Origin of the sequence: Bradyrhizobium sp. LA6.1 (assembly GCF_040547805.1) — a bacterium.
Classification (GTDB): Bacteria; Pseudomonadota; Alphaproteobacteria; order Rhizobiales; family Xanthobacteraceae; genus Bradyrhizobium; species Bradyrhizobium barranii.
In genome coordinates this window covers 55,411-67,663 of sequence record NZ_JBEPQK010000009.1, presented here as the reverse complement: position 1 = coordinate 67,663, position 12,253 = coordinate 55,411, and the positions used below count along the sequence as shown (strand labels likewise).

Genomic DNA, 12,253 nt, shown 5'->3' with positions numbered 1-12,253 from the left:
CCTCAATCAGGAAGCATCAGGCTCGGTGCCGACATAGTCGCGCGCCGGCAATTTCAGGACGCGACCGATCTCGCTTGCGAGCTTGTCCGCCTCCTCGCGCCTGGTGAAGCTCTGAAGCGTGATCGGCTCGGTGCCCCTGTTGCCGCAGAGATTGACGTCGTAGGTCGTCAGATCCGCATCATAGTCATCGGTGATGCTGACGAAGTGATAGTCGGCTAGATCGCGGTGCTTGCGAATATTGAGCGGGCCGAACTGCCTGGTGATGACGATCTGGCGCAGCGTCTCGTTGAGCACGACGAAAGTGCGGTACGTCAGCAGGATCATTCCGGGGATGCCGACGAGCAGTCCCAACCCCGTGAACACCAGCACCGGCACGAGATCATCGGCGAGCCGGCCGAAGCCGGAAAAATCCTGGCGCAGGCCGAGGCCGACATTCCACAAGAGATAACCGCTCGCGGCGAGCAGCGGCAGCGACAGCAGGCGGCCGACCCAGGGCATGGGCCGGTCGATGCGAACGGTGCCGCCGTCCACGGTCATTGCGCCTGCCATGTCGGGTCTCCTCACGGGTCCTGGCTTGGTCGGGGCGAGCGCGGGATTGGTTCGATGCGGGGCGCATTCGCAAGAAGTGGTCATGCCCTCGCCGCTGCGCGCGCCCCGGAATGACGCGATTGTGCTGAGCATGTCGCGAAAAACGAAAAAATCTTCCCGCCTCCCCCAATGGCGGAGTTCCCAGGCGTCCCTATGTCTTCCCCAACGACACCCAGAACGGATACGGGGCAATGGCACAACGGCAACTCAAGCTTGGCGCGTTCATGCGCCCGATCAGCATCCACACCGGCGCCTGGCGCTATCCCGGGGCCTGGCCGGACGCGAATTTCAACTTCGGCCATATCAAGACGCTGATCCAGAAGCTCGAGGCCGGCAAGTTCGACGCCTTCTTCATGGCCGATCACCTCGCCGTGCTGAACATGCCGGTCAACGCGCTCAAGCGCAGCCACACCGTGACCTCGTTCGAACCGTTCACGCTGCTGTCGGCATTGTCCGCCGTCACCGAGCGCATCGGCCTGATCGCGACGGGCTCGACGACGTTTGACGAGCCCTACCACGTGGCGCGGCGCTTCGCCTCGCTCGACCATCTCAGCGGCGGGCGCGCGGGCTGGAACATCGTCACCACCTCGAATCCGGACGCGGCGCTGAATTTCGGCCTCGACGACCACATGGAGCATGCTGAGCGCTACAAGCGCGCCCGCGAGTTCTACGACGTCGTCACGGGCCTCTGGGATTCCTTCGCCGACGACGCCTTCGTGCGCGACGTCGAAAGCGGCGTGTTCGTCGATCCCGCGAAGATGCACGTGCTCGACCACAACGGCAAATATCTGAAGGTGCGCGGCCCCCTCAACATCGCGCGGCCGGTGCAGGGCTGGCCGGTGATCGTGCAGGCCGGCGCATCGGAGGACGGCAGGCAGCTTGCGGCGGAGACGGCGGAAGCCGTGTTCACCGGCGGCGGCCCCCTCGCCGACGGCCAAAAACTCTATGCCGACATCAAGGGCCGCATGGAGAAGATCGGCCGCGATCCCGAACATCTGAAGATTCTTCCCGGCGCCTTCGTCGTGGTCGGCGACAGCGTCGATGAGGCCAAGGAGAAGCGCGCGCTGCTCGACAGCCGCGTTCATTACGACAGCGCCATCGCCTCGCTCTCGGTCATCCTCGGCACGGACGCCTCGGGCTTCGATCCGGACGGGCAACTGCCGGAGATTCCGGAGACCAACGCCAGCAAGAGCGGCCGCCAGCGCATGGTCGACCTCGCCAGGCGCGACAAGCTCACCGTGCGCCAGCTCGCCCAGCGCGTCGGCGGCTATGGCGGGCTGTCCTTCGTCGGCACCGCCAAGACCATCGCCGACCAGATGGAGGAATGGCTGGTCGGGCGCGGCTCCGACGGCTTCAACATCATGTTCCCGTTCCTGCCCGCCGGCCTCGACGATTTCGTCGACAAGGTGGTGCCGGAGCTGCAGCAGCGCGGGATTTTCCGCAAAGAGTATGAAGGGGCCACTTTGAGGGAGAATCTGGGCCTGCCGCGGCCGAAAAACCGGTTCTTCGAGGCGTAATGGGACCGTTTTGAGTGGTTTTCCGCCCTAGAGCCCCGTTCGGGGCTCTAGGTTGTTGTTTTTGACGCGTTTTCTTGACGCGAACCGGTGCCCACTTCGCTCGAAAACGCTTCGAAACCTTGACATCAGGCGGTTTCTGGCTAGGTTGCCGGCCAACGCGGGCCGTTTGGCCGGCTCCAGATTCCCTTCATTTCTGAGGTTCTGAACATGGCCAAAGCGGTCACCATCAAGGTCAAGCTCGTGTCCTCGGCTGACACCGGCTTCTACTACGTCGCCAAGAAGAATTCGCGCACCATGACCGACAAGCTGGTCAAGAAGAAGTACGATCCGGTCGCGCGCAAGCACGTCGAATTCCGCGAAGCCAAGATCAAGTAAGAAGATCAAGTAAGATCACGGAATAAGCTACGGACTTTTGACGGGGCCTCACGGCCCCGTTTTTATTTGTGCCCTCTCCTGTCGGGGCACGAGACCGAAGTTGACGCGCGGCTCCTTCTCCACGCCGTCGTTGCGAGGAGCTCTTGCGACGGAGCAATCCAGAGCCGTTCCGCCGAGGGCCACGCTTTGTGTGGATGGCGAGTTTATAGGCAGATGCCCCCTCAACCCTCGGTTGCCCAATCCGAAATGTATGTTACCGTGCATTTACCGGGGCGGCATCTCCGTCCCGAATTTGGGAAGGACATGCTCATGAAATTCTCGTCAAGCTTTGTCGTGCCCTCAGCCGTCGCTGTCTTATCAACTGCCTTGCTGTGCGCCCCGGCAGCGTCGCAAATCCCGACTGGGTCCGCCGCCACGATTCCCCCTGTCACGGTCGACGCGCCGAAACAGGTGGCAAAGCCGCACGTGTCGGAGCGGGGAGCAAACACAACGGCGCCGCGTCGGACTGCGTCAACCGCTCGAACGTCAACCGCGAGCACGCCTTCGTATGCGCCGGGCTCGGTGATGGGGAGGATTGCCAGCCTGGAGAAAGTCGCCAGCAGCTGCAACGGTGGCTGTGCATCAAGCTTCCCAAGCGGCAAAGATCCCTGGGTCGGATGCAGCGAGTCGGGCGGCGGTACGAACTATGGACCTTTCTCGCCAACGTGCCGAGACACCATCACCCATACATCCTACGAGGGTTGCGTTGAAACCAAGGTGTTCCTGGGCGAAAACCGAAACAAGGCCCACTGGTTTTGCAGCAGCCTGCCGGCCGGCAACAGGTTTAAAGTCGCCGAACTCAAGCGATCAGGACGTCGCTAGTCCATACCGCCCGCTGGCTTTCTGTTTCAGTTGAACCTGGACCCGATGTCGGCCAGCGCTGGCCGCAGCTAGCCCAGCGTCGCCCGCCGGTCGCGCGCAAGCGCACCGTCGAGGTGACGCTGCGCTGCGCCCGGGGCACGAGAGCATGGCGGCGGTGGACCATTCTTTTGCGTTCCGCAAGCAAACGATTCTTTCTGCATTTGAACGACGAGATCGCGTCAGGTCGCGCGCATGGGATCAAGCGAGCTTGTTCGGCGCAGATGTCGATCCAACTCCTCTCGCACCGGCAGCACGATTGCACCGGGCAATGATGGAGATGGACCATGACTGGACTTAAAATTCTCGCTGCCGTGGCTTTGTTGTCGGGCCTGACCGCAAGCACCGCCTACGCGCAATCCGGCTTTGCGAGCAGCCATCCCGACACGTACGAGGCCGAGAACCCCAATCGCAACCTGAACGGCACGCTGACGCCGGCCGGTCGGCTGGGCCTCGAGTTGCCGGATGGCGCAGCTCCTGCGCAAGGCGCGGACAGCGCCATGGCTCGCGCGGATGGCACTGCTTCACGTTCCTGCGCGGAGCGTTATCGGTCCTACGATCCGGCGACGAGCACCTACCTCGGGTGGGACGGCAACCGCCATATCTGCAGGTAACGCTAAGCCGCAAGTCACCGGATCAGATGGAGTTCGAACGGATGGCCAGATGACCCGGTTGGATTCGAGGCGCCGTCGAGATGGCGTCTCGAACTTTCCATGACACCTTACGCGTCACGGCCAACGCGTGACTCTCCTCGGGTCTTCATGCTCGTCGTTCTGCCGGAGACGCCTCGGGTGCCGACGCTTGTGACAGCGCGCCCCCAAAGCGCCGCGTTGCGTCCAAGGCACGAGCGCAGAAGTAGATGTATGCTCCTGAATTGTCGCGTCCGCCATGCGCATGGAAGACGACGTTGATACCTGGTTGCCCATGTCAATGATGGGCCACGATCCGGCACGCTTCCCAATCCCTCGAAAACGCGGTCATATGGCGTCCGGGTACACTTGGCGTTTTGGCGCGAGGGTATCCGCTTGCACGGGGAGAACGCGCGTGAAGGAACTCGCTGGAAAGACTGTGTTCGTGACCGGTGCAGCGTCAGGCATTGGACTGGGGATCGCGACCGCCTTCGCCCAAGCGGGGGCGAAGGTCATGCTTTGCGACATTGAAGAAGCGGCTCTGTCCGCAGCGCTCGAGCAACTGAGGCTCACCAACGTCGATGTCGACGGCGTGAAAGCGGACGTTTCACTCAAAGCCGAACTCGCGGCGGCCGCCGAAGCCACGACTGCCCGCTATGGCAAGGTGCATATCCTCGTCAACAACGCGGGCGTCGGCGCCGGTGGGCCTTATGGCGCCTGGACCGAGGCGTCGTGGAACTGGACCATGGGCGTCAACCTGATGGCGACCATTTGGGGGATCGAGATTTTCGGGCCGTTGATCGAGCAGCATGGCGAGGGTGGACACATCGTCTCCACGGCCTCGATCGCTGGCCTCATTTCGGGGGAGAGCAATGCATACAACGTCTCCAAGTATGGCGTTGTCGCGCTGTCCGAGGGCCTCCGGCGTGAACTCGCGCCCCGAGGGATTGGCGTATCGGTGCTGTGTCCAGGGGTCATCCGCACTCAAATCATGGACTCGAGACGCAATCTCCCCAAACGCTTCGAGGGGGCGCTTCCTGCCTTGCCGACTTCGGGCCCACGTGCCGAGTGGATCAATATGCTCCGGGAACGCATCTCTCAGGGCATAGAACCCAACTATGTCGGCGAACTCGTCCGCGAAGGCGTCGAAAAGGACTTGCCATATATCTTCACCGACCTCGAATTTGAGCCGATGATCGAAGCGCGCTTCGCCGCAATCAAGCAAGGCTTTGACCACATCCGCGGGCGCACCCCGAAACGTTGAGCGCGCAGCCCTTCCACCAGCCTTAGCGGCTAACACGAATATTCGGATAGGGCTGAAACCGGCTTCAAAGCCGTTGCGCAGTGGACCGCCAATGTCTCAGTTGGATCAAAATGCGAAGAACTCAGAGTGAGCAAAGTCAGTCCGCTCTACCTCACCAGGCGGACCTCAATGAAAGGTGTCGCCACTTCGCTGATGGGCCAGAAGCGGACGACGAGACCGAGCGTCTTGGCATCCCCAAGGCCAACGATAAGCTCGAACTTCTCCGGTGACTGCGTCCATCTGGGCTTGCCTTACGAACCCACTGACTACACGCTACCCAAATGAGCAGATTCCACGCCCGAGGTAAGGTCGTGATCGGCGCCACGGCACTCCGTGCGCTTGTGCTGACTGCAGCTTTTTTCGCGGCGTTGTCGCCGGCCACCTGCCTTGGCGAAAACAGCAACCGCTTGCCGGCCAAGGCTACAAAGGAGCTACCACCCGAGTTGCTCTCGCTGCTCCGACAAAAGAAGATACCAAAATACTCGCCTATCCTTGTGCGCGTCTTCAAGCAAGAGGCGGAGCTCGAAGTCTGGAAACAGGACACCACCGGCCTCTTCAAAATCCTCAAGGTGTACCCGATCTGTCGGTGGTCGGGGGATCTCGGGCCGAAACTGAAGGAGGGTGACCGTCAGGCTCCAGAGGGGTTCTATACGATTACTCCCGAGCTGATGAATCCCAACTCCGATTACCATCTCGCGATCAACGTCGGCTTTCCCAACAGCTTCGACAAGGCAAACAATCGCGACGGCAGCTTACTCATGATCCATGGCGACTGCTCATCGAGCGGTTGCTATGCCATGACCGACGAACAGATAAGCGAGATCTATTCGCTAGCGCGGGACTCCCTCGGCGGCCGACCGTCCTTTCAAGTCCAGGCTTATCCATTCCGCCTCACGCCGGCAAACCTGGCGCAGCATCGAAATAGCCCGAACCTCTCCTTCTGGAAAATGCTCAAAGTCGGCAACGATCACTTCGAGACGACGCATCTCGAACCTAAGGTGGACGTGTGCAATCGACGCTATGTGTTCGATGCGCAAGCTCCACCAAATTCGCCGTATCCTCTCGTGTTCAGTCCCACCGATAAATGCCCCGCGTTTGTCGTGGATTCCAAAATTGCGCGGCGGGCGCTTGAGAAGCAACGTACCGACGAACTCGAATTCGCGCGATTGCTCAATGACAACGTCCCGGCAGCCCCGATCTATAGCGGACTGGACGGCGGAATGAACGAGGCTTTTCTTGCAAAGTATCTGGTCAGAGTGACGCTTGCGAAAGTGATGCCGTATGCATCTTATCTGCCGCAACTGCCGCCAATCCCCTGGGTCACCAACGATAGTTCGTTGACGAGTAGATGGTTTGGCACGTCGATCTCGAAACCGATTGCATGTGATCTGGCTCGTTCCAGCTTCCTGTCGACCGTCGTGGAAGGAGACGACGGGTGCTAGAGCGCCCGGTCTACTTCAGGCATGCATCCCTGCGCTCGCTATCAGCCCATGCTCCCCGGCATGAAGCAGCGCGGCTTCGGATGACCATCTAGGTAGTAAGGCCAGACCATCGTACGGCCAGCGCGGTTCGGTCCATCCACGACAGCTTCGTTCGGAACATCAACCCACTCGCCATCAAGGCGTACGCGATAGTGACCGTCCTTAGTTTCCCAATCGGCGTCATCAACTCGCTTCGCATCACTGCCATCGCAGCAAGGCCCTTTGCCACTGTGCAAGCTCTCATACCAGCTGTTCAACTCGGGGTGCTGATAATCGTGGGCGCGAGCGTGACCGATTGTAAAGATCGGCAGCATGACAGTGAATACAGCAAGCGCTGCATGCCGAAGGTGATTGTTCATCTTACTCCTAATCCCGCAGTGGAAGTCCCACACGCCGAACACGTCAAGGCACGCCAAACTTGGGCCCGTAGTAGCCACTCCAGGGCCACACACATCGCCGCCCCGGTACCGCAGAGTTTAAGCTTGCTCACTCACCACCGGAATGAAAGGCCAACAGTGCTTGTGTTCTCTATGGAGATGGAGAATCGATCGACCGATTAAAGGAATATTTCGTCACATCGTTTTCAACGATGCGCGATGTCGACGCGTCGTATGATCACGAGTTCCGGCGCATGCTGAAGAAGTTGAGTTTGGCCCTAAGCAGGCCCTCCGCATCGCAACGCCCGGTCCGCAATCTCAACGACGCAGCAGTATCTCCGTCCGAGATGACAAATCCGCCTGCTCCGATCGTCAACACGCTATTAATTTCGATGTCGGCACAGTAGGCGGATATCGCTGCGACCACGACGCACGTCCGCTTCGGGTCACACCCGGAAGAGCTCGGGCTGAGCATATCAAGTCTGCTTCACCCCCAAGGAGCGGACATCTAGCGGACATGCCGGGTCGACCGCTTGGGGCCAAATCCGGACGTTCCCGTGGGCCTGGCAGAGACTTCGTTTCACATGTTCCCCAGACTCGTCAGGTGACGTAGAATGTCGTTGCCCTTAAAGTGGGATGTGCCGAAATCACCCGTCTGGGCAAACGAGCAGCACTGGTGCCATCGGCAAGCACACGCTCTCTTAGAAGCCGTTCTTTTTTCGGTTTCGTACCACCGTTCACCACGAACTTTGCGCGCTGCTTATGCGGCGGCTCGTTCGGTAACGTCGGGAGAAAGCGATGAGCAAGATCGATCGAAGGTCCGCACTGGGAATCGCGTTGGCAGCGGCTTCGGCTGCCATGGTCAAGCCAGCCGCCGCTCAAGCCACAGGCTACAAGGATATGACGCCTTGGCCAGGTGTCGTGGTGCGTGAATATGAAGGCGAGACACCATCCCTGATCCCAGGTTTTAAGACCGTCTCAATGCGCGATGTCATCATGCAGCCGGGGGCGAAGACCATGGGGCCCCCGATGATGAATGCCATGATCTGCCATATCACCGAAGGGGAGCTTCGGCTTGAGCAGGACGGAAAGACCTTTACGGGCAAGAAGAATTTTGTCTGGACCTGCAACAAGGAAACAAAAGAACAGGCGTACAACGACGGGAATGTGGTCGCGATTATGCGGATCACGGACCTGAAAGCTTAGGGCCCATGTGGAGGAGCGGATGGCGCACGCGACGACGCGCCATCCGCCTGCAGGATCATGGATTGTTGCAACGTCACAGCCGGAGAAAAGTTCGTCCGCGCGCCAAGCTTCGGGTCACACGCTGCCATCACGACGAAACAGCACGGCGTCCCCTGCAAGCTCCCTCTGACGTTCGCGAGCACCGCCCCGCCTACGCCGTCCGCAGCACCGGCGACGGCGGCTGCGACGGCCGGATCAGCGCGAACGCGACCTGGATGATGCCGCCGGCGAGACCCAGCGCCACGCCGATGCGCCAGGCCATGGTGTAGGAGCCGAGCGTGTCGTAGAGCACCCCTCCTCCGTAGGCGCCGAGGAAGCTGCCGATCTGGTGGCTCATGAAGGCGAGGCCCTGGATCATCGCCTGCCAGCGCAGGCCGAACATCTCGGCGACGGCGCCGGCGACCAGCGGGCCGACCCCCATCCAGAGGAAGCCCATGATGGCGCCGAACAGCAGCGTTGAGAACGACGTCGCCGGCAGCATGAAATACCAGGCAAGCGCGAGCGACCGCAGGATGTAGATCGCGCCCAGCAGCGCCAGCTTGTTCCAGCGCTGGCCGGCCCAGCCGAAGAACAGCGAGCCCAGCACGTTGAAGCCGCCGATCATGCCGAGCGTCTGCGCGCTCAGCATCGGATCGAGGCCGCAGATCGCCAGATAGGACGGCAGATGCGTGGTGAGAAACACGAGCTGCATGCCGCAGACGAGATAGGCGCAGGTCATCACGACGAAGGACGCGTTGCCGAACGCCGTCTTCGCTGCCGTCGCGGCGGTGGCATCCCCGATGTCGTCAGCGGCGGGCTTCGGCAGCGGAATGGTGTCGACACGGCCGGCATACCAGGCCGCAGGAATCATCACCACCGACATGATCACGAAGCCGGCGAGCCCGACGCGCCAGCCAAATCCTTCGTTGAGCAACTGCCCGATCGGCGCCGACAGCAGCGCGCCGAGCGAGCCCGCGCCGGAGACCATGCCGAGCACGGTCGAGCGTACGGTCTCCGGCACCGCGCGCGCCGCCACCGACATCGCGATCGCGGCCGCGGTGCAGGCCAGCGACGTCCCGATCAGCACGCCGGCGCCGATCATGATGCCGACGAGCCCGTTCGCGGTCGCCATCAGGATGAGGCCCGCGATGTACATCAGCGCGCCCACGATCATGATCGGGCGGAAGCCGTAGCGCACGGTCATCGCGCCGGCGAGTGGCTGTAGAAAGCCCCAGGCGAGGTTCTGCACGGCCAGCGCCAGCGTGAAATCCGAGATCGAAATGTGGATGTCATGCGTCAGCGGCTGCATGAAGATGCCGAGGCTCTGCCGCAGCCCCATGCTCAGCGTCAGCATGATCGAGGCGCCGATCAGGATGGGCAATGTCGGACGCAGGACCTGCAACAGGGGCATATTTTTCTCCCTCGTCGGCGCGACGTGCGCGCCGGCGTCTGCAATTCTCGATGTTTTTAGTTACACAGACCTGTGCACTTAGGCTATGAAAGGTGCACGCTGTCAAGCGAACAGGACGCACGCTGCCGCATGGCTCCCCCGCCCACACCACAGACGATGAAGGAGCGGATCCTCGAGACCGCCGACAAGCTGTTCTATCTGCAAGGCATTCGCGCCATCGGCGTCGACACCATCGCGGCCGAGATCGGCATCTCCAAGCGCACGCTCTACAACCACTTCCCTTCCAAGGACGCGCTGATCGCGGCCTATCTGGAGCGGCGCTTCGTCAAGCCGCGCCCCTCCGACAAGCCCCCGGCCGAGCAAATTCTTGGCACCTTCGATTCGCTGGAGCGGCGCTTTGCGGCCAAGGATTTTCGCGGCTGCCCGTTCGTCAATGCGGTCGCCGAGCTTGGCCCAAAGGACCGCGCCGTGAAGAAGATCGCAATCGCCTTCAAGGAAAGCCGCCGCGTCTGGTTTCGCGAGCGGTTGAACGAGCTCGGCGTCACGGAGGCGGATGCGCTCGCCACCCAGCTCGTGCTCCTGGTCGACGGCTCGATCGCGCAAGACCTCGTGCGCGACGACCCCGCGATGGCCCGCGCGGCGAAGGACGCGGCGAAGGTGCTGCTGCGGAATGCGGGCGTGGACGTGGGTGATGCGGAGAAGCCGGCCGTGACGCACAGCAAGCGCACGCCGCACTAATCAGCATGGCCGTATCGTTCGGTGTCATCACCCGCGAAAGCGGGTGATCCAGTATTCCAGAGGCGGTTGTGATTTGAACCGAGAGGCCACGGCGTACTGGATTCCCCGCCTACGCGGGGAATGACAGCGGAGCTTGTGGAACAGCGGAGTTTGGGGAGAGGGCTTCGCGCAACAACCGCGCCCTGCCCGATCCTATCAAAATGCTCCTGTTTTGCCCGACGTGTCAAACGCCCGGGCAATCGGCATAGGCCCGCCTAGCTACCCGCATAAGCCATTGATCCGGCTAACGCCGGCTACTGTGCATGGGGTTGTTTTCGCATTTTGATGCGCAGGCGGCCTCACGCCGCCTGCGACACCACGCGATTGCGGCCGTCGTGCTTGGCGCGGTAGAGCGCGGTGTCGGCGCGCTTGAGGACGTCGGCGACCGCCTCGCCCTTCTGCTCCAACGTGGTGAGGCCGATCGAGATCGTGACCTCGATGCGCTTGGTGCCCTTGTGGACGGCGAACGGCTCGCCCGCGATCGAACGGCGCAGGCGCTCGGCGACCATGCCGGCGACGTGGAGATCGGTCTCCGGCATCACGATGACGAACTCCTCGCCGCCGTAGCGGCAGGCCAGGTCGATGCCGCGGATCGACTTGCGGACGCGCACCGCGAACTCGCGCAGCACGTCGTCGCCGGCGTCGTGGCCGTAATTGTCGTTGATCGACTTGAAATAGTCGATGTCCAGAATCATCAGCGCCAGGGGCTTGCCGCGGGTCGAGGCTTGGTCAGCGAGCGTTGCCAGATGGCTCTCCATGTAGCGGCGATTGTGCAGGCCGGTGAGCGCATCCGTGATCGCCATCTCGATCGAGTTCTGCACGTTGTCACGCAAATGATCGGTGTAGCGGCGGCGGCGGATCTGCGTGCGGGCGCGGGCCAGCAGCTCGGTCTTGTCGATGGGACGCAGCAGATAGTCGTTGACGCCGATCTCGAGGCCGCGAAGCAGCCGCGTCGAGTTCTCGGGGTCTGCGATCGCCAGGATCGGCACGTGGCGCGTGCGTTCCAGCGAGCGCGCCTGGCTGCACAGCCGCAGCCCGTCGAAATTGTTGAGGTCGAGCGAGACGATCAGCAGGTCGTAATTGCCCTCGGCCGCGTGGAACAGCGCTTCCGTCGGGTTCGGCTCGACGTCGATCGTGTGCTCCGCGGCGAGGATCGTCGCCAGCCGCTCATAGGAGGACTGGCGGTCGTCGACCAGCAGAATGCGGCCGCCCCGGCCGGTGTCGGCCACGGCGCTGCGCTCGGGCGCCTGCATGCCGATCTCGAGCGAGGTGATGGCGCGCATGCGCAGCTCATCGGTCATCATCTTCAGCCGCGTCAGCGAGCGCACGCGCGCGATCAGCACGACGTCGGAGACAGGCTTGGTGAGGAAATCGTCGGCGCCGGCTTCCAGCCCGCGGTTGCGGTCGGCGGGGCTGTCGAGCGCGGTGACCATCACGACGGGAATGTGGTGCGTGGCCGGATCGGTCTTGAGACGGCGGCAGACTTCAAAGCCGTCCATGTCGGGCATCATCACGTCGAGCAGGATGATGTCGCATTCGGCGCGGCTGGCCAGCGCCAACGCCTCGGTGCCGTTCGAGGCGGTCATCACGTCGAAATATTCGGCGGACAGGCGAGCTTCGAGGAGTTTGACGTTGGCGGGAACGTCATCGACAACCAGGATACGCGCAGACACT

Annotated in this window: 11 protein-coding genes; 7 read left to right on the top strand and 4 right to left on the bottom strand. The window is 62.1% G+C overall.

Annotation, left to right across the window (positions count from 1 at the left end; genetic code table 11):
- Positions 1-6 precede the first annotated feature (6 nt).
- On the bottom strand, positions 7-549 hold the full coding sequence (locus tag ABIB99_RS22665; protein ID WP_354177600.1) for a hypothetical protein: 543 nt from the start codon (positions 547-549) through the stop codon (positions 7-9).
- A 230-nt stretch (positions 550-779) separates the two neighbouring features.
- Between ABIB99_RS22665 and ABIB99_RS22660 the strand changes: the two genes are divergently transcribed.
- From ABIB99_RS22660 to ABIB99_RS22640, 5 genes are all read left to right on the top strand, one after another.
- Entirely contained in the window at positions 780-2,105 is a 1,326-nt protein-coding gene (locus tag ABIB99_RS22660) for an LLM class flavin-dependent oxidoreductase (protein ID WP_354177599.1), read from the top strand.
- Positions 2,106-2,312: 207 nt separating this feature from the next.
- The gene (rpmG, locus tag ABIB99_RS22655) at positions 2,313-2,480 is read left to right on the top strand and encodes a 50S ribosomal protein L33 (RefSeq protein ID WP_007603295.1); all 168 of its coding nucleotides are present in this window, start codon (positions 2,313-2,315) and stop codon (positions 2,478-2,480) included.
- Positions 2,481-3,664: 1,184 nt separating this feature from the next.
- Positions 3,665-3,991: a BA14K family protein gene (locus tag ABIB99_RS22650; protein ID WP_071913076.1), complete on the top strand. Its 327-nt coding sequence runs from the start codon at positions 3,665-3,667 to the stop codon at positions 3,989-3,991.
- Positions 3,992-4,421: 430 nt separating this feature from the next.
- A complete protein-coding gene (locus ABIB99_RS22645) occupies positions 4,422-5,270 on the top strand; it encodes an SDR family NAD(P)-dependent oxidoreductase (protein WP_354177598.1) in 849 nt (282 codons plus the stop codon).
- A 350-nt stretch (positions 5,271-5,620) separates the two neighbouring features.
- Positions 5,621-6,751, top strand: a complete 1,131-nt coding sequence (locus ABIB99_RS22640) for a L,D-transpeptidase family protein (RefSeq protein ID WP_354177597.1) — start codon at positions 5,621-5,623, stop codon at positions 6,749-6,751.
- Between the two features lie 41 nt (positions 6,752-6,792).
- On the opposite strand, the gene ABIB99_RS22635 is transcribed toward ABIB99_RS22640, so the two are convergent.
- Complete coding sequence (locus ABIB99_RS22635; protein WP_223154002.1) at positions 6,793-7,149, bottom strand: hypothetical protein; 357 nt, start codon at positions 7,147-7,149, stop codon at positions 6,793-6,795.
- Positions 7,150-7,965: 816 nt separating this feature from the next.
- Here ABIB99_RS22635 and ABIB99_RS22630 point away from each other — a divergent pair.
- Positions 7,966-8,373: a hypothetical protein gene (locus ABIB99_RS22630; protein ID WP_014494682.1), complete on the top strand. Its 408-nt coding sequence runs from the start codon at positions 7,966-7,968 to the stop codon at positions 8,371-8,373.
- 190 nt (positions 8,374-8,563) lie between these two features.
- On the opposite strand, the gene ABIB99_RS22625 is transcribed toward ABIB99_RS22630, so the two are convergent.
- A complete protein-coding gene (locus tag ABIB99_RS22625; RefSeq protein WP_354177596.1) occupies positions 8,564-9,802 on the bottom strand; it encodes an MFS transporter in 1,239 nt (412 codons plus the stop codon).
- 129 nt (positions 9,803-9,931) lie between these two features.
- On the opposite strand from ABIB99_RS22625, the gene ABIB99_RS22620 reads away from it, so the two are divergent.
- Complete coding sequence (locus ABIB99_RS22620; RefSeq protein ID WP_354177595.1) at positions 9,932-10,540, top strand: TetR/AcrR family transcriptional regulator; 609 nt, start codon at positions 9,932-9,934, stop codon at positions 10,538-10,540.
- Between the two features lie 338 nt (positions 10,541-10,878).
- On the opposite strand, the gene ABIB99_RS22615 is transcribed toward ABIB99_RS22620, so the two are convergent.
- Positions 10,879-12,252 (bottom strand): PleD family two-component system response regulator, encoded by a 1,374-nt coding sequence (locus ABIB99_RS22615; RefSeq protein WP_028150565.1) that lies wholly within the window; start codon positions 12,250-12,252, stop codon positions 10,879-10,881.
- Between the last annotated feature and the right edge of the window lies 1 nt (position 12,253).